This is a genomic window from Allokutzneria sp. A3M-2-11 16 (assembly GCF_024213555.1).
Classification (GTDB): domain Bacteria; phylum Actinomycetota; class Actinomycetes; order Mycobacteriales; family Pseudonocardiaceae; genus Allokutzneria.
In genome coordinates this window covers 2,943,149-2,963,283 of record NZ_JANAVO010000001.1, presented here as the reverse complement: position 1 = coordinate 2,963,283, position 20,135 = coordinate 2,943,149, and the positions used below count along the sequence as shown (strand labels likewise).

General features: G+C 70.4%; 15 protein-coding genes and 1 pseudogene. 5 read left to right on the top strand and 11 right to left on the bottom strand.

The window, feature by feature from the left end; translation table 11 throughout:
• Window positions 1–51: 51 nt before the first annotated feature.
• Together NLX83_RS14815 and NLX83_RS14810 are read right to left on the bottom strand one after the other, a co-directional pair.
• On the bottom strand, window positions 52–555 hold the full coding sequence (locus NLX83_RS14815; RefSeq protein ID WP_254235414.1) for a DUF6912 family protein: 504 nt from the start codon (window positions 553–555) through the stop codon (window positions 52–54).
• Window positions 552–1,952 carry a WS/DGAT/MGAT family O-acyltransferase gene (locus NLX83_RS14810; protein ID WP_254235413.1) on the bottom strand — a complete coding sequence of 467 codons (1,401 nt, stop codon included), beginning with the start codon at window positions 1,950–1,952 and terminating at the stop codon, window positions 552–554. The genes NLX83_RS14815 and NLX83_RS14810 overlap by 4 nt, the downstream gene beginning before the upstream one ends.
• Window positions 1,953–2,034: 82 nt before the next feature.
• Here NLX83_RS14810 and NLX83_RS14805 point away from each other — a divergent pair, with 82 nt between their 5' ends.
• Window positions 2,035–2,787, top strand: a complete 753-nt coding sequence (locus NLX83_RS14805; protein WP_254235412.1) for a TrmH family RNA methyltransferase — start codon at window positions 2,035–2,037, stop codon at window positions 2,785–2,787.
• Between the two features lie 26 nt (window positions 2,788–2,813).
• Window positions 2,814–3,437, top strand: a complete 624-nt coding sequence (locus NLX83_RS14800; RefSeq protein WP_254235411.1) for a hypothetical protein — start codon at window positions 2,814–2,816, stop codon at window positions 3,435–3,437.
• On the opposite strand, the gene NLX83_RS14795 is transcribed toward NLX83_RS14800, so the two are convergent.
• Complete coding sequence (locus tag NLX83_RS14795; protein ID WP_254235410.1) at window positions 3,434–3,847, bottom strand: HAD-IA family hydrolase; 414 nt, start codon at window positions 3,845–3,847, stop codon at window positions 3,434–3,436. The genes NLX83_RS14800 and NLX83_RS14795 overlap by 4 nt on opposite strands.
• 101 nt (window positions 3,848–3,948) lie before the next feature.
• On the opposite strand from NLX83_RS14795, the gene NLX83_RS14790 reads away from it, so the two are divergent.
• Complete coding sequence (locus NLX83_RS14790) at window positions 3,949–4,410, top strand: Rv3235 family protein (RefSeq protein WP_254235409.1); 462 nt, start codon at window positions 3,949–3,951, stop codon at window positions 4,408–4,410.
• A 436-nt stretch (window positions 4,411–4,846) separates the two neighbouring features.
• Here NLX83_RS14790 and secA read toward each other — a convergent pair.
• The 7 genes and pseudogenes from secA to NLX83_RS14755 all read right to left on the bottom strand — a co-directional run.
• A pseudogene (gene secA / locus NLX83_RS14785) lies at window positions 4,847–7,414 on the bottom strand (preprotein translocase subunit SecA); the annotation flags it as partial.
• A gap of 186 nt (window positions 7,415–7,600) precedes the next feature.
• Window positions 7,601–8,281, bottom strand: a complete 681-nt coding sequence (gene hpf / locus NLX83_RS14780; RefSeq protein ID WP_254235407.1) for a ribosome hibernation-promoting factor, HPF/YfiA family — start codon at window positions 8,279–8,281, stop codon at window positions 7,601–7,603.
• A 436-nt stretch (window positions 8,282–8,717) separates the two neighbouring features.
• On the bottom strand, window positions 8,718–9,407 hold the full coding sequence (locus tag NLX83_RS14775; RefSeq protein WP_254235406.1) for a ComF family protein: 690 nt from the start codon (window positions 9,405–9,407) through the stop codon (window positions 8,718–8,720).
• Window positions 9,408–9,597: 190 nt separating this feature from the next.
• Window positions 9,598–11,337: an LpqB family beta-propeller domain-containing protein gene (locus NLX83_RS14770; protein ID WP_254235405.1), complete on the bottom strand. Its 1,740-nt coding sequence runs from the start codon at window positions 11,335–11,337 to the stop codon at window positions 9,598–9,600.
• A complete protein-coding gene (gene mtrB, locus NLX83_RS14765; protein WP_254235404.1) occupies window positions 11,334–13,067 on the bottom strand; it encodes an MtrAB system histidine kinase MtrB in 1,734 nt (577 codons plus the stop codon). The genes NLX83_RS14770 and mtrB overlap by 4 nt, the downstream gene beginning before the upstream one ends.
• Before the next feature lie 37 nt (window positions 13,068–13,104).
• Window positions 13,105–13,782, bottom strand: coding sequence for an MtrAB system response regulator MtrA (mtrA, locus tag NLX83_RS14760; RefSeq protein WP_030426801.1), 678 nt, complete (start codon window positions 13,780–13,782; stop codon window positions 13,105–13,107).
• A gap of 468 nt (window positions 13,783–14,250) precedes the next feature.
• A complete protein-coding gene (locus NLX83_RS14755) occupies window positions 14,251–14,892 on the bottom strand; it encodes a dTMP kinase (protein WP_254235403.1) in 642 nt (213 codons plus the stop codon).
• 222 nt (window positions 14,893–15,114) lie between these two features.
• Between NLX83_RS14755 and NLX83_RS14750 the strand changes: the two genes are divergently transcribed.
• Complete coding sequence (locus NLX83_RS14750; protein WP_254235402.1) at window positions 15,115–15,930, top strand: hypothetical protein; 816 nt, start codon at window positions 15,115–15,117, stop codon at window positions 15,928–15,930.
• A 202-nt stretch (window positions 15,931–16,132) separates the two neighbouring features.
• On the opposite strand, the gene ahcY is transcribed toward NLX83_RS14750, so the two are convergent.
• Window positions 16,133–17,596: an adenosylhomocysteinase gene (ahcY, locus tag NLX83_RS14745; protein ID WP_254235401.1), complete on the bottom strand. Its 1,464-nt coding sequence runs from the start codon at window positions 17,594–17,596 to the stop codon at window positions 16,133–16,135.
• Window positions 17,597–17,779: 183 nt separating this feature from the next.
• On the opposite strand from ahcY, the gene NLX83_RS14740 reads away from it, so the two are divergent.
• Window positions 17,780–20,092 (top strand): lipase family protein, encoded by a 2,313-nt coding sequence (locus tag NLX83_RS14740; RefSeq protein WP_254235400.1) that lies wholly within the window; start codon window positions 17,780–17,782, stop codon window positions 20,090–20,092.
• The last annotated feature ends 43 nt before the right edge of the window (window positions 20,093–20,135 follow it).

The window sequence follows — 20,135 nt, the reverse complement described above, 5'->3', positions numbered from 1 at the left end:
CGCCTCCCTCTCGGATCGACTTACCCGGCCCATCCTGTCACTGGACGCTGGTTACATCAGCTCCAAGAGAAACGGGAGCTCCTGCACGGCGTACCAAGCCAGCTCGTGGTCCTCCGCGTCGCCGAGGGTGAACTCCGCGTCCGCGTCGCCGAGGTCCGCCGCGTCGATCACCGCGGCCGCGGCGCGCACGGCGTCCTCCGCGTCGGGCAGGTCCACGTGCACCGCGGCGACTGCGCTCATCGGCACCGGCCCGGACAGCTTCACCACCGCGTCGTCCAGGTCCGGACGCAGCTTCACGTCGTCGACGTCGGCCGAGACGACCGCGCGGCGCACCGGGGCGCCCGGGTCGTCGGCCTGCTCGGCGGCGATGAGCCGCAACGAGGCGCGCGCGGCCTCCGTCATGGCCGCGTACTCAAGCTCTTCGGTGTCGCCCGTGGCGTAGGACTCCCGCAGCATCGGGGTCAGCGCGAACGCCGTACCACCGAGCGGCTGGAACTCGCTGTCCTTAACGAAACGCTGCAACATCGGCACCGTGACCGGGATGTAGACCCTCACACCGACACCGCTCCCACCAGTTCTTCCAAGGACTCTTCGACCATTCCGGCGAGCACGTCTGCGTCTGACATCGCATCGCGATCGGCGTTGAGCCCGAAATATACGCCGCCGTCGTAAGAGGTGACACCGATCGACAACGCCTGGTTCATGGCCAACGGGACCACCGGGAACATTTCCATCATTTTGGCCCCTGCCGCGTACAACGGCACCTGCGGCCCCGGAACGTTGGTCACGACGAGGTTGAAGATGCGCTTGGAGAACGAGCTGGCAGCCCGTGCGCCGAGTGCGTGCAGTGTGGGCGGCGCGAAACCGGAGAGCCGGACGAGCGCCTCAGCAGCCACGGACTGACCGGATTCCGAGTGCGCGCGCATGGCGTGACTGACGTGGTGCAGGCGCACTACGGGGTTCGGCTCTCCCACGGGCAGGTCGACCAGGTACGAGGACACGCTGTTGCCGACCGGCCGTTCCCCGTTGCCGTTCGTGCCGAGCACCGACACCGGCACCATCGCGCGGATGGTGGTGGAAGACGTGACCGCCTCGCCTCTGGAGAGCAGCCAGTTGCGCAGTGCCCCGGAAATGACGGTGAGCACGCCGTCGTTGACCGTGCCGCCGTGCTTGCGGCGAACCGCGCGGTACTCCTCAAGCCGCGTGCGCGCGACCGCATAACGGCGCTGCGTGGAGATCCGCACGTTCAGCGGACCTGAGGGCGCGGGGCGCGCCGCGGTGGTCACCGCGGACGCGAGACCGCCTACGGCATCGGTGACCTTGCGAACCGTCGCGGCCGCGTCTAAGGCGGCGGCGTGCACGTTCTCCAGGAGTTCGCCTGGGCGCTGCACGACCTCCGCCACGGCCTCCAACACCAGCTGAGCCCCACTGGGCTGCGGATGGGGCATCCAGAGCTCTTCTTTGGCCCTTCTAGGTGTCGCGGTGACGTCCAGGATGACCTGGGTGATGTCCGGTGCCGCGATGCCGTCGACCATCGCGTTGTGCGTCTTGGTGACCACGGCGACCCGGCCCCGCGCGAGCCCCTCTACGAGGTATGCCTCCCACAACGGGCGCGTGTGGTCCAGCTGCCGCGACATCAGCCGCGCCACGAGCTCGTTGAGCTGTTCCTCGCTGCCTGGCTTGGGCAGTGCGGAGCGGCGCACGTGGTAGGTCAGGTCGAAGTCCGGGTCGTCCACCCACACGGGGCGGGCGAGTTTCGCCGGGACCTGCATCACCTTCTGCCGGTACCGGGGCACCAGCGGCAGCCGCTCCTCGATCAGCCCGAGCAGGCGGTCGTAGTCGAACCCGCTCCGCGGCTTCCGGAAGATCGACACGCCCCCCATGTGCATCGGCGTCATCGGGTCCTCCAGGTAGAGGAACGAGGCATCGAGTGCGGAGAGGCGATCGGGCATGCGTTCGATCCTGACACAGCGCGAGCCCGCTACGAGCCGTCGCGGGGAACGAGTCACTTATGCGGCATGGGATGCTGACCACGTGGAGCAGGTGTCGCCGAAGGACCGATTCGTCACCGTCTACGGCCGCAAGCCGGTGCTGGAGGCGCTCGCCGACGATCAGCTCGCCGTGGACAAGGTGATCCTCGCCGAGAACGCGCGGGGAGCTGCGGCGCACGAGATCCTGGACGCGGCCCGGCGCCGTGGGGTGCAGGTGCAGCGCGCGACCCCGCACCGGGTCAAGGTGCTCGCCGGGAACGGCCGACACGACCAGGGCGTGCTCGCCGACGTGGTGGCGCCGAAGATGCGCACGCTCGACGCCGCGTTGTCCGGGCGCAAGCTGCCGAACTCGGTGCTCGTGTTGGACGGGATCACCACGCCCGCCAACGTCGGGATGATCCTGCGCACCGCGACAGCGGCCGGGATCGGCGGGATCGTCGTGCCGCGGCGCGGGGTCGCGAGCATCGACCCGCTCGTGGTGAAGGCGTCCGCGGGCGTGGCCTTCCACGCGCCGATGCTGCGCTGCGCCACCGCGGGCGAGGCAGCGCACGACCTGCGCTCCGCGGGCTACACCGTGATCGGGATGGACGGGACGAGCCGCACGACGCTGTTCGACGCGAAGATCCCGGGCCGCGCGGCGTTCGTGCTCGGCGGTGAGACCGACGGCGTCTCCCCCGAGGTCCGCGAGCACGTCACGAGCTGGGTGTCCATTCCCATGGCGGGCGGCGTGGAATCCCTCAACGTGGCCAGCGCCGCCGCGGTCCTGTGCTTCGAGTTGGTGCGCAGAGGCCGCTGAGCCGCCCGTGCACTAACTTGGGTTCCGTGCGAGCAGACCGCCGTGGCCGGATCACCGCCGCTCTCGCGGTGGCCGCACTCCTGCTGACCGGGTGCACGAAGAACGCAGACGGCGCCCCGCCGCCGCAGCCCGAGTCCACGGTGCCGCCTGTGCCCTTAACAAGGCCGACTACCAGCGGTGTGGAGCTCGATCCGACTCCGACCACCACCTCCGGCGCGCCGTTGATCACCGGTGTCGTCGAGGACGAGTGCCTGCTCACCGCGGCGGAGTTCACCGCGCTCGTCGGCCAGCCGGTCTCCCCGGGGCGCAACACCCAGCTGGACATGGGCCCCGAGGGCCAGAAGCGCAGCTGCTTCTACCCGACCGAGGCTTCCGGGCTGCCGAAGAACTGGATCAACGTCTACGGCACCACCGGCCAGCACCCCAGCGAACTCGTGCAGCGGGCCAACAAGAACACCCCGGGCAGCAAGCTGCTGACCGACATCGGCCTCGGCGCGGTCACCGTCCCCGCCGCGCTCGGAGCACCCGGTGGCGACATGTACGTGGCCACCGAGAAGTACCTGCTGGAGATCCACGTCGGCGACGGCACGCCCGACGAGCCGCGCTGGATCGTCGCGGGCACCGCGATCGTCGCGAAGGCCCCTGCCTAAGCGAGCTTCGTCTCGAACAGCGCTTCGAGCTCGGTGATCGTCGCCGAGACCGAGGTGTGGTGCACGCCGACCATTCCCGCCGCGACGGCCCCGCGCACGTTGCCCGCGAGGTCGTCGACGAACACGCAGTCCGCGGTCGCCAGGCCGAGTTTGTCCGCGACCAGCTGGTAGATCCGCTCGTCCGGCTTGGCCACGCCGACCTCGCCCGAGAGCACCATCACGTCGAACAGCATCCCGAACGCGCTGTCCGGCGCGGGCCCTGGTCCGTCCGCATTGGACAGCAGCGCGGTGCGCAGGCCGTGTTTTCGGGCCTGGCGAAGGACATCGAGCAGCGGCGGTTCGTCTCCGGGCTCCGGGCCCCAGTCGGTGAGCACACCGCCGTAATCCACGACAAGACCAGCCAGCTGCATTCCCGGACCCTAGGTCACCGTCACCCGATACGGCGAGAACTGACCGGATTCGCCGGCTCGGCCCTCTGTTCCTGTGGGGACACAGAACTTGGGGGGAAGACATGGTTGTCGTTCTGCGATTGCCCGCGTACCTGTCCGAACCGGAGCCGGAGGAGCCGCCCGACCCGCCGACGTGGCCGATCGACCAGCTGACGCTGGAGCTCGACCTGGCGCAGGACCGCCGTTCGGACCCCGGGCCTTTTCGCGCGCGGCAGCTGCGGCTGCACGCGGCGGCGGGGCACCTCATCGCGACGGTCCTGGAGGCGCTGAACGGCCAACGCCCGCTCCGGCAGCTGTTGCACACCAAGCTGACCGAGGCGGTGCACCGCCGCCTGGCCGCCCAGCTCCGCCGCGCCCGGCCGGGTCACCCGCACCGGCTGCGCACCGTCCACGTCTGCGAACCGGCGGCCGGAGTGATCGAGGCCAGCGGCACCATCACCCTCGGCCCCCGCGTCCGCGCCGTCACCGCACGCATCGAAACCACACCCCGCGGCTGGCTCTGCACCTCTTTCGCCATCCTCTGACCCAGCGGTGTTTAGCCCGTTTCGTACTCATAACGGGATTTGGGAGCGCTCTCTTTCCTGCTATGAGTACGAAACGGGAACAACGACGCCCGCCCTCCGGAGTGGGAGGGCGGGCGTTGGGGAGTTGTGCGCGGACGGAGGAGTCAGCGCGGGAGGAGGAGGGTCAGCGGCGGGGGCGCTTCTTCTCCTTCTTCGCGGCGCGCTCGGCGGCGCGGCGCTCGCGGCGGGTGGCACCGTCGCCGTCAGCGTCGTTCGCGTTGCCGCGGCTGGCGACGCCACCGTCCTCCGAGGGACCGGAGAACATCAGGTTCTGCGGCGAGTGACCGTCGAGGCCCTTGCCGCGCAGCGCGGGCGGGATGTCCTCCTCGATGCGCGGGATGATCGTGGTGGCCTCCATGTCCGGGGTCGGAGCGGGCTGCTCCGGCTGGTCCGGCACCTCCACCTGGAGGTTGAACAGGAAGCCGACCGACTCCTCCTTGAGCGCGTCGAGCATGGCGTTGAACATGTCGAAGCCCTCGCGCTGGTACTCGATCAGCGGATCGCGCTGGGCCATCGCGCGCAGGCCGATGCCCTCCTTGAGGTAGTCCATCTCGTAGAGGTGCTCGCGCCACTTGCGGTCCAGCACCGACAGCACGACCCGGCGCTCCAGCTCGCGCATGGCGCCCTCACCGGCGAGGCCGTCGATCTCCGCCTCGCGCTTGCCGTAGGCGGCCTGGCCGTCGTCGAGCAGCAGCTCCAGCAGGCGCTCCGGGGTGAGGTCGTCGGTCTCCTCGACCACGGTCCGCCAGTTCAGCCCGACCGGGTAGAGCGTCTTGAGCGCGGTCCAGAGCTGCTCGAGGTCCCAGTCCTCGGCGTAGCCGTCCGAGGTCGCGCCCTGCACGTAGGCGGTGACCACGTCGCGGATCATGTGCTCGACCTGCTCGCGCAGGTCCTCGCCCTCCAGCACCCGGCGGCGCTCGGCGTAGATCACCTTGCGCTGGAGGTTCATCACCTCGTCGTACTTGAGGACGTTCTTGCGGATCTCGAAGTTCTGCTGCTCGACCTGGGTCTGGGCGCTGCGGATCGCGCGGGTGACCATCTTGTGCTCGATCGGCACGTCGTCCGGCACCCGCAGGCGGGTCATCACGGCCTCGACCATGGCGGCGTTGAACCGGCGCATCAGCTCGTCACCGAGGGAGAGGTAGAACCGCGACTCGCCCGGGTCGCCCTGACGGCCGGACCGGCCGCGCAGCTGGTTGTCGATGCGGCGGGACTCGTGCCGCTCGGTGCCCAGCACGTACAGGCCACCGGCATCGCGGACCTCGTCGGCCTCGGCCTTGATCGCGGCCTTGACCTCGGTGAGCACCTCTTCGTAGAACTCGGCGTGCAGCCGCGTGCGCGCGGTCTCCCACTCGGCGGAGGCGTCGGTGACGCCGCGCGGCTGCCCCTGGCTGAAGCTCTTGCGCAGCTGCGCCTCGCGCCTGCCCAGCTCGGACTCGCGCTTGCGCATCTCCTCCTCGGCCAGGAAGTCCGGGTTGCCGCCGAGCTTGATGTCGGTACCGCGGCCCGCCATGTTGGTGGCCACGGTGACCCCGCCCTTGCGGCCGGCCATCGCGATGATGTGCGCCTCGCGCTCGTGGTGCTTCGCGTTGAGCACCTCGTGCGGGATGCCGCGCTTGACCAGCAGCTTCGACAGGTACTCGGAGCGCTCGACGCTGGTGGTGCCGATCAGCACCGGCTGGCCGTTCTGGTGCCGCTCCGCGATGTCGTCGGCGACGGCCTCGAACTTGGCCTCCTCCGACTTGTAGATCAGGTCGGCGTGGTCCTTGCGGATCATCGGCCGGTTGGTCGGGATCGGCACCACGCCCAGCTTGTAGATCTGGTGCAGCTCGGCGGCCTCGGTCTCGGCGGTACCGGTCATCCCGGACAGGCGCTTGTAGAGCCGGAAGTAGTTCTGCAGCGTGATCGTGGCGAGCGTCTGGTTCTCCGCCTTGATCTCGACGCCTTCCTTGGCCTCGATCGCCTGGTGCATGCCCTCGTTGTAGCGGCGCCCGGCGAGCACGCGGCCGGTGAACTCGTCGACGATCATGACCTCGCCCTGGCGGACGATGTAGTCCTTGTCCTTCTTGAACAACTCCTTGGCCTTGATGGCGTTGTTCAGGTAGCCGACGAGCGGGGTGTTGGCGGCCTCGTAGAGGTTCTCGATGCCGAGCTGGTCCTCGACCAGCGCGACGCCCTCCTCGGTGACGCCGACGGTGCGCTTGCGCTCGTCGACCTCGTAGTGGACGTCCTTCTTCAGCATCGGCGACAGCCGCGCGAACTCCTGGTACCACCGGGAGGACTGGTCCGCGGGCCCGGAGATGATCAGCGGGGTGCGGGCCTCGTCGATGAGGATCGAGTCCACCTCGTCGACCACGGCGAAGTTGTGGCCGCGCTGCACGCACTCGTCAAGGCTCCACGCCATGTTGTCGCGCAGGTAGTCGAAGCCCATCTCGTTGTTCGTGCCGTAGGTGATGTCGGCGTTGTAGGCGACGCGCCGCTCCTCCGGGCTCATCGCCGAGAGGATCACGCCCACCTCCAGGCCGAGGAAGCGGTGGATCTGGCCCATCTCGTCGGCGTCGCGCTTGACCAGGTAGTCGTTGACGGTGACCACGTGCACGCCGTCGCCGGGGAGCGCGTTGAGGTAGCACGGCAGCACACAGGTCAGGGTCTTGCCCTCACCGGTCTTCATCTCCGCGATCTGGCCGAGGTGCAGCGCGGCGCCACCCATGATCTGGACGTCGTAGTGGCGCTGGCCGAGCACGCGCTTGGCGGCCTCGCGAACCACCGCGAACGCCTCCGGCAGCAGGTCGTCGAGGTCTTCACCGTCCGCGTAGCGCTTGCGGAACTCCTCTGTCTTGGCGCGCAGTTCGCCGTCCGAGAGATCGACGTAGTCGTCCTCGAGGGAGTTGACGTGCGTCGCGATGGCGCGCAGACGCTTGACGATCTTGTTCTCGCCGGTGCGGAGCAGTCGCGACAGGACCATGCGGGGTCGACCTCACTACCTGATCGGTTGCGCCCGACACGGACGCCTTCAGCCACCCATCGTAGAGGCGCGCGCCCCGGCACCGCGAAGAGATGACCCCAGCTCGTGGAAAACGGGCGAAATACGGCCGGCGGCCCCCGTGCGCTTGGGTCGCACGGGGGCCGCCGGCCATTCACCCAGTCCGAACTAGGCGAGCCTGATGACTCCGTAGTCGAAGCCCTTGCGCCGGTACACGACCGTCGGTCGTCCGGAGTCGGCGCAGTGGAACAGGTAGAAGTCGTGTCCGACGAGCTCCATTTCGTAGAGTGCCTGGTCGACCGTCATGGGCTTGGCGGGGTGTTCCTTCTCCCGCACGACCCGGCCCGGGAGCTTCTCCTCGAGTCCGTCGTCCCACCGCTGTTCGGGAACCTCGGCGACGTGGGGTTCTGCTGCGTAGGCGGTGGTCTCCAGTACGGCGGTGCGGCCGCGCTGGGCCTGCATGGACGAGGTGTCGTAGTCGTTGAGCAGCTGAGCGGCGCTGGCTGCGGTGGCCTGGGCGACGGACGTCGGTGCGTGCCTCCCGCGGTGCACCCGACGGCGGTCGTGCACCCTGCGGAGCCTGGCTTCCAGCTTGTTGACCGCGACGTCGAGCGCCGCGTAGAAGTCACCGGCGCACGCTTCCGCGCGGATGACGGGGCCCCGCCCCTTGCCGGTGATCTCGACCCGCTGACAGTTCTTCATCTGCCTGCGGTTAGGCTCGTGAAAAAGCTCGACATCGAAGCGGACGACCTTGCGGTCGTAGCGCTCCAACCGGGCCAGCTTCTCGGCGACGTGCACTCGATAGTGATCGGGCACCTCGACGTTGCGGCCCTTAACGACGATGTCCATACACGGACCTCCCATCGCGTCATGCGCGGTGTATCAGCAAAGGTATCGCTGTGGCGCTCCAGCGGAGGGGGTCTCAGCCTGCCTCCGGCGCCTTCAGTCGTGGGAATTCGCCTCCAAACAAAGCCCGGAGTTGCTGATAGCCGAGCACGCTATCCCGGCTTGTTCGGTCACAACACCCCCCAGGACGGGGGATGTCAATGCGCCGAGTGCAGTTACTTTCCGCAACCAAACAGAGGTCGAGCCCCTGGCGACCCCCGCGCCCAAGATCGCAGGTAGCTCGGGCCATCGGGGTGCGTCTTCACCCTTTCGCAGCAGCCGAACACACGCTGTGGTCAACGCGGTCGGTAGCCCGTTCGGGATCACCCGATACCTCATACCCAGCCAACGAGGCTCGCACTCCGCAAGGTTCCTCGGAGCCCGAAATCCCAGGGAAATCTCAGGTTGGGCCATGGCGTCCGGCCTCGGTCAGCACCAGCGCGAGCGCGGGCCGGGCACCCGCCCCGGCGAGCGCGGCGGAGCACGCGGACAGGGTCGCCCCGGTGGTCACGACGTCGTCGAGCAACACGACCGGAGCAGCGGGCGGTGGCAGCGCGTCGCGCCGGGTCAGCACGCGGCCGTCGAGGTTCGCCGCGCGCTCGGCCGCGGTCAGGCCGACGGCGTCCCCCGCGCCCCTGGCCAGCCGGAGCGCGGGCGAGAGCACGGCGGGGCGACCGCCCGCGCGGAGCGCGAGCGCGCAGTGCCGGGCGATGTGGCGCATGTGCTGCCCACCTCGGCGGCGGGCGGTGGCGGCGAGCGAGGGCACGGGGACCAACCAGAGCGCTGGGGTGGCGGAGGGGGGCTGCGGCCGGAGCACCGGTGCGAGCAACCGGGGCAGCGCGGCGGCGAGACAGGACCCGAGTGGCCGGGCGAGGTCGCGCCGGCCGCCCAGTTTGGCGGCCAGCACGGCCTCTCGGGTGACCCCGGCGTGACCGCCGAGGGCGTGGACCGGTGGCCCCGCCGCGAGGGCGGAGCGGTACACCCGGCGCGGCCGGGAGAACTCGGCGCGGCACGGGCGGCACAGTGCCCCGCCCGGTGCGCCGCAGACGCAGTGGGCGGGCATGAGCAGGTCGAGCAGTGCGAGGACCACGTCCCCACCGTGCCGCCGGGACTCCGGGGCGTCGAGGGAGACCGATACCGTGGGTGGAGTTCGTTTCACGCGTCCGGTGCGAGGCGCTACCCGCGCGGGGGAAACGAGGGGGGGTGGGGTTCCTCCTCCGTATCGGCACCGATCCGCCGGACCTGACTAGGCCACCCGGGTGGTGTTCTGAGGGCCGGGCTCAGCCCGGGTAGAACGGCACCGCGTTGGGGCCGGGGTTGAACGGCAGCGGCTGCCAGACCTCGGTGGACTCGGTGACCTTCCACAGCCCGCCGCCGTCGGAGACCACCACCGGGCGGCTCGGGGCGGCGGCGATCGCGTGCACCGGTGGCGTCAGGTTGGTGCTGAGGTAAGACTCCACCACCAGCCCGTCCACGCCGATCTTGGCGACCGGCGTGGCGGCGTTGGTGGTCGCGACGATCACCGCGTCCGGCAGCGGCCACTCCACCGCCACCGGGTTGGCCAGCCGGTTGAAGCCCAGCACCTGCGCGGCGCGGACGCTGCGTTCACCGCCCTGTTCGGCCACCGTGCCGACGACGACGCGGCCACCGGCGATCGCGGCCACCCGCAGCCCGTCCCTGGACAGCCGAAGCTCCGTGATCGGCCCGAAGCGGGTCAGCTCGTCGGCGTTGACCCTGGTGGAGCTCCACGTGCCGCGGCCGGTGGTGTCGACGACGCGGACCACGGTGCTCTGGTCCAGCACCGTCCACATCTCCGGCGCGTCTGGCATCCAGGTCGGCCGGGTGAGCCGCCCCGACTGCCGCAGCGGCACCTCGCGCAGAGGGCCGTTGGTCGGGCCGACCCGCAGCTGGACGCCGCTGCCCTGGCGGGCGACGACGGCGAGCAGATCGCCCTGCTTGGACTGCCCGGCGGAGACCACGTTGAGGTCGGAGGCGGCCCCGACGAGCGACTCGTCCTTGAGTGAGCGCAGCTTCCCGCCGGAGACGAACATGCCCGCCAGCTCCGGGCTGGGGCCGAGGTGCGCCTCAAAGGTCGCGACGTCGGCGGGCCGCCATTCGAGCTTGTCCGGCACCAGCGGCTGACCGTCGGCGTAGAGCTTGATCCGGCTGTTGGTGACGCCGCGCAGGGACAGCACCACCTGGGCGGCGATCACCCGCCGGTCCGGCGTGGTCTTGTCGCCGAGCTTGCCGAGGTTCACCTGGAGCGCGCCGTCCGCGCTCTCGCTGACGTTGCTGGCGAGGGCGGTGTTCTGCGGGATCACGCTGGTGACCGAGCCGCGCAGGGCGGCGGACGGTCCGAGCAGCAGCGCGTCGAGGACCTTGTCCGGCACCGCGCGCGCCGGGCGCATCGGCACGTACCGCAGGTCGGGGACGACCGTGCGGTGGTTCGGATCGGAGAAGTAGACCCGGACCTGCTTGTAGTTCTCCTTGAAGGTGCTGAACGTGACCACCACGCCCTGCGGCGGGTCGGCGATCCGCCAGTCGCCGTCGGCCTGCTTCTCGACCCGCAGCTCCGTCTCGATGGCCTTGGTCTCGGGCACGAACGAGGCGTCGAAGTCCACCCGGCCGAACTGGGTGCCGCGCAGCACGACGATCTGCTCGTTCGGCTTCGGCTCGCCGTTCGGACCGAGCACCGGGCGCGGGATGGTGTCGAAGTCGTCGGCGATCACCCGGTGCAGGCTGCGGTCGTCCCAGGACCGGCTCGCCTGCTGGGTGAGGTAGAGCCGGGCGTCGGCGTGCAGCTGTTCGGAGTTCGCCGACGCCTTGACGAAGTTGCGGACCAGGCCGAGCGGGGTGAGCCCGCGATCGGGCTGGACCGCCTCGGTCCCCTGCCCGAAGCCCCCGCCGGGGCGCAGCTTCTTGGGCGCGCCGGACTCGGGGATGGAGGCGCAGCCGGTGACCAGCAGCAGGCAGGCCAGGGCCAGGCGGAGTGCGGCCACACGAGCCCGGGACCCGCTCACAGCTCCTCCTCCTGGCGCTGCGCTCCCGCTCCGACGGTCTGCCGCTCCTGCTCCTGCGCGAGCGGTGGCAAGGCCTTCGCCTGCGGCGGTAACGGGGCGTTGCCGGTGGGGTTCAACGGCAGCGGGCTGCCGGTCAGCTCGATACCGGGTCGCTTCGGCAGCGTCAGCCGGAAGCACGCGCCGAGGCCGACCTCGCCCCACGCGTCCAGCCAGCCGCCGTGCAGCCGCGCGTCCTCCAGGCTGATCGCCAGCCCGAGCCCGGTGCCGCCGGTCTGCCGGTTGCGGGAGGGGTCGGCGCGCCAGAACCGGGTGAAGACCAGGTCCTCCTGGCCGGGCCGCAGGCCGACGCCGTGGTCCCGCACGGACACCGCGACGGCCTCGGAGTCCTCGGCCACCCGAACCTCGATCGGACGCCCCTCGCTGTGGTCCACCGCGTTGGCCAGCAGGTTGCGCAGAATCCGCTCCACGCGGCGGAAGTCGATGTCCGCGACCACCTCGGTGTCGGGCCTGTGCAGCTGGACCTCGACCCCGGCGTTGAGCGCGATCACCCGGACGGCGGACATCGATCGGTCGACGAGGGAGCGCACGTCCACGCTCTCCACGGACAGGTCGGCGACGCCCGCGTCCAGCCTGCTGATCTCCAGCAGGTCGGCGAGCAGCACCTCGAACCGGTCGAGCTCGTTGACCAGCAGCTCGGTGGAACGGGCCAGCCCGGCGGGGAACTGCTCGCGGGAGGCGTGCAGCACGTCCGCGGCCATCCGCACGGTGGTCAGCGGGGTGCGCAGCTCGTGCGAGACGTCGGAGGTGAACCGGCGCTGGAGGGTGCCGAACTCCTCCAGCTGCTGGATCTGGTTCTGGATGCTGCCCGCCATCTCGTTGAACGACTCGGCCAGCCTGGCCACGTCGTCCTCGCCCACCGCGGACATGCGTTCTTCCAGGCTGCCGTCGGCGAAGCGCTCGGCGATCTCGGCGGCCTGCCGCACCGGGTGCACCACCTGCCTGGTCACCAGGTTGGCGATCCCGGCGAGCAGCAACAGCAGCACCAGCCCGCCGACGAACAGCGTGCTCTGCACGACGTCGACGGTGCGCTGCTCCGCGGTCAGCGGGAAGACCAGGTAGAGCTGCACGGCGCGGCCCGCGGTGCGCACCGGGGCGCCGATGACGTAGATCGGGGTCCGGCCCGCTTCCCGGGTCACCGTGGTGTTCTGGCTCGCCCAGTCACCGCTCTCGACCATCCTGCGCAGCTCGGCGGGCACCTCGTGGAAGGGGCCGACGCTGGAGGAGGTGGTCGCGACCGGATCGGCGGCCCTGCCGTCGATGAGCACGGGCGTGAACACACCGGCCTCGGTGTGGTTGTTCGCGGTCTCGGTCTCGTTCGCCCCGGGCGCGGCGGTCAGCATGGCGAGTGCGCTGGCGAACTTGCTCTGCAGGTTCTCCGAGACCGGATCGACCCCGAGCAGTTCGCGCTCGACCTTCTTCACGCTGATCTCGGTCTGGATGTAGGCCGCGCGGTCCTTCTCCGAGATCAGCTTCGTGGTGATCTGCGTCTGCAGCACCATGCCCAGCACGAACACCACCGACGAGGACAGCGCCAGGGTGCTGACCACGATGCGCAGCTGCAGCGACCGTCGCCACAGGGCACCGAGGCTCGCCCAGCGGCGCTGCAGGTCGGCACCGAGGCGTCTGCCCCGGTGCGCGAGCGTGCGAGCGTGCTGGGCGCCCGGCTTCATCCCCACCGTCCGCCAGGGACGGCCCGACGCGCATCGATCACGGAGGACCGGCCTTGTACCCGACGCCGCGCACCGTCAGCACCACCTCGGGGTGCTCCGGGTCGCGCTCGACCTTGGACCGCAGCCGCTGCACGTGGACGTTGACCAGCCGGGTGTCCGCCGCGTGGCGGTAACCCCACACCTGCTCCAGCAGCACCTCGCGGGTGAACACCTGCCGGGGCTTGCGGGCGAGCGCGACCAGCAGGTCGAACTCGAGCGGGGTCAGCTGGATCGCCACGCCGTCCCTGGTCACCTCGTGACCGGGGACGTCGATGGTCAGGTCGCCGATGCCGAGCATCTCGGCGGGCTCGGACTCGGTGCGCCGCAGGCGGGCGCGGATGCGGGCGACCAGCTCCTTCGGCTTGAACGGCTTGACGACGTAGTCGTCGGCGCCGGACTCCAGGCCCAGCACCACGTCGACGGTGTCGCTCTTGGCCGTGAGCATGACGATGGGCACCCCGGACTCGGACCGGATCGCCTTGCAGACGTCGATGCCGTTCATCCCGGGGAGCATGAGGTCGAGCAGGACGAGGTCCGGCTTGAGCTCCCGCAGCGCGGGGAGTGCCCGGGTGCCGTCGCCCACCACCGCGGTGTCGAAGCCCTCGCCGCGGAGCACGATCGTGAGCATCTCCGCCAGCGCCGGGTCGTCGTCCACCACCAGTACGCGTGCCTTCATGGGCCACATGTTCGCACTGCCCGCCGGACGCCCTCGAACCGCCCGGTGACCATTCTGGTTCGCGGGCATCGCCGGTGTGCCGACTCCCATGTGCTGCTGCCTGTCGATCTGGACCATTGCCAGCCTCCTCGCCCCCACGGCGCCGCTGCCGTTCGCCCCGTACAGCGGTGTGATCCCTCTAGACGTTACTGATTCGCGACCAACTCCAGTCAACTTTGTCAAACCGAGACCGGGGCGCGGGTCGGTTGCGCCTGGTCCACCCGCCTCCGAGAGGGCCCGGCGGGGACTCGTCAGACGTTAGCGATCTTGCCCGGAATTCGGGGTCCCACCAGCGAATCCGGCATCGCGAAGTGATCGACTCGAGACCCTTCGTGAGGTCCCTCTGCCGGTGAAACGTCACGATCCGGGTTTGTTCGGCCCTGGAATCGATCCGTGACCTGGGGTGCGGGTCGAACGACCCACGGGATTTCAGCCGAGGACGACGTCCGCGAGGGCCGCGGCGTCGACGGCGCTGGAGCCGTCCACGACGTGCCACGGGCTGACCCAGTTCTGCTCGGCAAGCTGCTCGTAGACCTTGGCGCAACGGGCTTGGAGACCGCCGTCGGTCTCGTAGGAGTCGCGCTCGCGCCCGGCCTCGGTGTCCGCGCGGTGAGCGGTGCGGGCGGCGGCGATCTCGACCGGGACGCGCAGCAGCAGGTGCGCGTCCGGGACGGGCAGGTCGAAGCGGCCCAGCTCCACGTCGCGCACCCAGCGCACCATGGCGCCGTGGGCGTCCTCGTGCAGCCGCGCCGCGCAGTACGCCGCGTTGGAGGCGAGGTAGCGGTCGACCAGCACGATGTCGAACTTCTCCAGATCGGCGCGGATGCCCGCGGCCGCGCCCTGGCGGTCCAGCGCGTAGAGCACGGCCATGCCGTAGACGGTGTCCACGAGCGGGCCGAGGCGGTTGTGCATGGCGTCGGTGATCAGGTCGGCGTGCACGCTCTCGCCGTAGCGCGGGAACGCCCAGCGCGTGGTGGTCAGCCCGCGGTCGGCCAGTTCCTTGGTCAGCGCGTCGGTGAGCGTGCGCTTGCCCGAGCCGTCCAGGCCCTCGATGACGATCAACCGACCCATATCGCACACGCTAGCGCCTCCTCGGCTCCGACCAGCGGCAACGGGGTGCGTTCGGCCGAACGGCCGTCGTCCTGTCGGGGGTGCGCCGAGGGAGTCGCCTTGCCCCCGTGCTCAGGTAAACGCCTGGTCGGAGGTACTGTCGATGGCCGAGTTCCAGGACAGTGGGGTGCGCCGGGGCCTCCACCGCCGACCCACATCGCCGACCTACGGAGCAGCACGACGATGCGACTGTCCGAACGCTGGGCCTTGTTCCGCGCCCGCCGCCGGTACGGCTCGGACTTCCTCATCCAGGCCAGGACCGTGGCGCTGGCGAGCGCGGCCGCGACCGCCCCGAAACCCGTGACCGCCGACAAGCCCGCCGCGCCCGCGCCGACCTCCACGGCACCCGCGAAGCCGGTCCCCGCGGCCAAGCCGAACCCGTTCCCGCAGCAGTCGATGCGCCCGCCCGCGCAGCCGAACGTGACCACCCTGGCGACCAGGCTGCCCAGCTTCGTCCCCGGAACGTGGTTCGACGCGAGCTTCACGCTGCGCTGGGAGTCCCTTCCCGGCCAGCACCTGCGCCACTCCCGCCCCGAGGAGGTGGTGCGCGCGGGCTCGGCCGAACTGGTCGCGGTGGTGGCGCGGTGCGCGCTGGTCACCCAGGTCGAGGCGGTGCAGGCGGAGGCCAACCGGCGGCTCGGCCTGCGGCACGAGTTCGACGAGCTGGTCGCGGTGGTCGGCGAGGTCACCCTCAGCGCGAGCCAGGCGCACGTCGAGGCCACCGAGGAGTACGAGCGGCTGCGCCGGGCGGAGGCGATCGGCGAACTCCGCCGCAAGATCGACAAGGAGGAGATGGAGCACCTGCGCTCCACCGCCTTCACCGATGTGCGCACGGCGCGGGTGTGGTGGGCCTACCGCCACCCGGAGCGCATCCACGAGATCGCGTCGATGGACGAGGTCTTCGCCCGCCTGTGCGGCGCCGACGCGCGGCTCGACGGCACGTTCGAGGAGTTCTCCCCGGGCGAGCTGTCACCGTCGAACGGGCACGAACCGAGCTGATCCGGGCCCGCGCGCTACACCGGTCGGTTGACACCGCCATCAAGGACTTCGCAGCTCACAGCTTTGCGAGGTCCGCAAGAGCACTGAGGCTACGACGTGGGTTTTCAGCGTTTTCCCTTTGCCACCAACACAAATCCAGTCCCCGGAAACGGCGGCGGCCCGCCTCCGCGTGGGAGACGGGCCGCCGTTCGACCGCGGTCGATCAGTAGCGGTAGTGGTCCGGCTTGTACGGGCCCTCGACGTCGACGTCGATGTACTCCGCCTGCTCCTTGGTGAGCTTGGTGAGCACGCCGCCCAGCGCCTCCACGTGGATGCGCGCGACCTTCTCGTCCAGCTTCTTCGGGAGGCGGAAGACCTCCTTGTCGTACTCCTCGGCCTTGGTGAACAGCTCGATCTGCGCGATCACCTGGTTGGAGAAGGAGTTCGACATGACGAAGCTCGGGTGCCCGGTGGCGTTGCCCAGGTTGAGCAGGCGGCCCTCGGACAGCACGATGATCGTCCGGCCCGAGGGGAAGACCCACTCGTCGACCTGCGGCTTGATGTTGTTGCGGCGCACGCCCGGGTAGCGGGCGAGACCGGCCATGTCGATCTCGTTGTCGAAGTGGCCGATGTTGCCGACGATCGCCTGGTGCTTCATCCGCGCCATGTGGTCGACGGAGAGCACGTCCTTGTTGCCGGTGGAGGTGACGATGATGTCGGCCTGGTCGACCAGCTCGTCGATGGTGCCGACCTGGTAGCCGTCCATCAGCGCCTGGAGCGCGCAGATCGGGTCGATCTCGGCGATGATCACGCGAGCGCCCTGGCCGCGCAGCGACTCCGCGCAGCCCTTGCCCACGTCGCCGTAGCCCGCGACCAGCGCGACCTTGCCGCCGATGAGGACGTCGGTGGCGCGGTTGATGCCGTCGATCAGCGAGTGGCGGCAGCCGTAGCGGTTGTCGAACTTGGACTTGGTGACCGAGTCGTTGACGTTGATCGCCGGGAACAGCAGCTCACCCGCGGCGGCCAGCTGGTAGAGCCGCAGCACGCCGGTGGTGGTCTCCTCGGTGACGCCGCGGATCTCCTTGCCGATCTTGGTCCACTTGTCCGAGGACTTGTTCAGCGACTCCTTGAGCACGCCGAGGATGACCTGCCACTCCTCGGGGTCGCCGTCCTCGGCGGACGGGACGACGCCAGCCTTCTCGTACTCGGTGCCCTTGTGCACCAGCAGCGTCGCGTCACCGCCGTCGTCGAGCAGCATGTTGGGCAGCTTGCCGTCCGGCCAGGTCAGCATCTGCTCGGTGCACCACCAGTACTCCTCCAGCGTCTCGCCCTTCCAGGCGAACACCGGGACGCCCTTGGGCTCGTCCTCGGAGCCGTGCGGGCCGACCGCGACGGCGGCCGCGGCGTGGTCCTGGGTGGAGAAGATGTTGCAGGAGGCCCAGCGGACCTCGGCGCCGAGCGAGACCAGGGTCTCGATGAGCACGGCGGTCTGCACGGTCATGTGCAGCGAACCGGAGATCCGGGCCCCGCGCAGCGGGTACACCTCGGAGTACTCCCGGCGGAGCGCCATCAGACCGGGCATCTCGTGCTCGGCGAGGCGGATCTCCTTGCGGCCGAACTCGGCCTGCGAAAGGTCGGCGACGGCGAAGTCGATGCCGTTGCGGGTCTGCAGCCTTTCGGCGGTCATGATCGCTCCGTCCAGGTGGGATGTTCAGTCGAGACCCTACCGTTAGCCACGCCGTGCGCCCCAGGTAACGGGATTCACGTTCCCGATGTCGCAGGATGCACGAAGGGGATACGACCCGGGCAAGGGCTAACCGAAGCGAGCGCCGTCCGGTCACCATGGTCGGCGAGGGGAAGGAGACGACACGTGCTGCTCCCAGGACCGGACACACGCGTCGTCGAGCTTCGGGTGCCGGGGATCGCGGGTGCCACACCGGAATCGGTGACCGGCGCGGTCGCGACGGCGACCGTGGCAGGCGACAAGCTCGGGCGGATCGTCCGGCCCGCCGACCGGATGCGCAGGCCCGCGCCCGCGCCGTCGCTGCACGCTGGCGGGCGGCCGGTGCCGAGGGTGATCGAGGGCTACGTCTGGTCCGCGATGACCTCGGGCGGCCTCGCCAAGGCCAGCTGGGCCCTGCTGTTCCCGTTCTCCCTGGCCAACGTGGCGCACTGGATGCTGCCGCCGATCCCCGAGGGCAAGCGCGTCGCGCACGCGCTGGGCACGTTCCTGCGCGCGCTGCTGCGGCTGGCCGCGCTGCTGCTGACCATGCTTCTTGTGGGGCAACTCACTGTCGTCTCGGCCGATCTGATCGCCGCGCAGTGCCTCGCGCCGGACGCGGCGTGCCTGACCTCGACCGTGCCCAGGTGGGTGCGGGAGATCCCGGGGGTGCGCGGGCTGATCGGCCTGCTCCCCGTGCTGCTCATCGTCTTCGCGATGCACCGGCTGTCCACCGTGGACTGGACGGTGTCGATCAAGCACGAGCTGGGTGACGCGCCCGGCCGCCGGATGCCGACGCTGCCCGGCGGCGGGGTCGAGGCGGACCCGGACACCCCCGCGCTGCGGGCGCTGCACGTGACAGCCGCACTGGCGGTGGCGTCGTTGCTGGTCCTCGGCGGTCCGATGGGGCCGGTGACGGCGGGCGTGAGCGCGCTGTGGACCGCAGCGCTGGTGTTGCTGGCCATCTCGATGGTCGGCGTGTTCTTCCTCGACGACCCGACCGGAACGCAGCCGGAGGGGCCGGGCCGCTGGCTGCGCGGGGCGCTGGGCACGGGACCGCGCCGGTTGCTGATGATCGCCGCCGGAGCCCTGCTGATCGCGACCGCGGTGCTGGTCGAACCGCCCGCGGGCAAGCTCGTCGGCGCCGATCCGACCGCTGAGCTGCTGGGCGCGCTGCTGGCGCTGGTCGCGGTGGTCGTCGCGATCGTGCTGGCCCCGGCCGCGCTGATGGCCAGGTCGGAGTGGGCGAAGCAGGCCCGTGAGCTGCGTCCGTGGGCGGGCGGCTGGATGGCGGCGCCGATGCTGGCGCTCGCCGGGCTGCTCGGCGGCGGGTTCGGCGCCGGGATGGCGATCACGGTGCGCAGCTCGCTGGGCTACGACAAGCTCGCGCTGCCGCTGGGCTACCAGTGGATCACCCTGCTGTGGGGGACCTTCGCCGCGATCGCGCTGGTCGTGCTGGCCGTCGCGGTCCCGCTGTGGCTGCTGTCGCGCTCGGTCGCGGAGAAGCGCGGGAACTACACCCCGCCCGAGGTCGCGTTGCTGCACAAGGACCGCCCGGAGGACGCCAAGCGCGCCGCGCGCAAGTGGCGGAAGGCCACCTGGCAGCGGCGGAACTACCACCGGCTGCTGATCGCCACCGCCGGTTTACTCACCGCGGGCGCGGTCTTCGGCGGGTTCTTCCGCGCACTGAACATCCCGGTCCCGGACTGGGCATTGGGGTTGTCCGGGCTGGGCGTGGCCACGTTGGCCGGACTCGCCGGTGGCTTCCTCTTCGTTGTGTACCAAGCCTCTCAGCACCCCGACCGGGCGCGGAAGCTCGGCATCCTCGCCGACCTCGCCTCGTTCTGGCCGCGCGAGGCGCACCCGACGGTGCCGCCCTGCTACAAGCTGAAGGTCGTCCCGGAGATCGTGGCGCGCGCCTGCGAGCACCTGAAGGAGCCGAACACCAGGGTCGTGCTGGTCGGGCACAGCCAGGGCAGCCTGATGGCCGCGGTCGCCGCGGCGTGGCTGGTCGACTCGCTGCCGGAGTACGACCGCGAGCGGATCGGCCTGGTCACGGTGGGCTCGCAGCTGCAATGGGCCTACCCGAGGGGGTTTCCCGCCGTGGTGCCGCATTCCTCGCTGGCCACGCTCGCCGGGATGCTGGGGCCGCGCTGGCGGGCGCTGTGCCGCGGTACTGACGCGCTCGGCGGGCCGGTGACCACGTGGTCGCAGCAGGTCTACAACGGCAGGATGCTCGGCGTCGGCTTCCGGCACGACGGTTCGGAGGGGCCGCTCTCCCCCGCCGCCACCGGCCCGACAGGGGCTCTCGTGCTGGGCAACGACCACTGGCTGCCCGATCCGCTGCGCGGGCCTTTCCCGGGTCTGCGTTGGGCGCCAGGAGTGTTGGGGCACAACGAATATCAGCCCGACCCGGAGTGGGACCGCGCCGTCGCCATCGCGGCGGGCCTCGAAACGCCCTGACCGCTGGGCGGGTTGGGGCGTCTTCAAGTCCCCCCAACCCCCG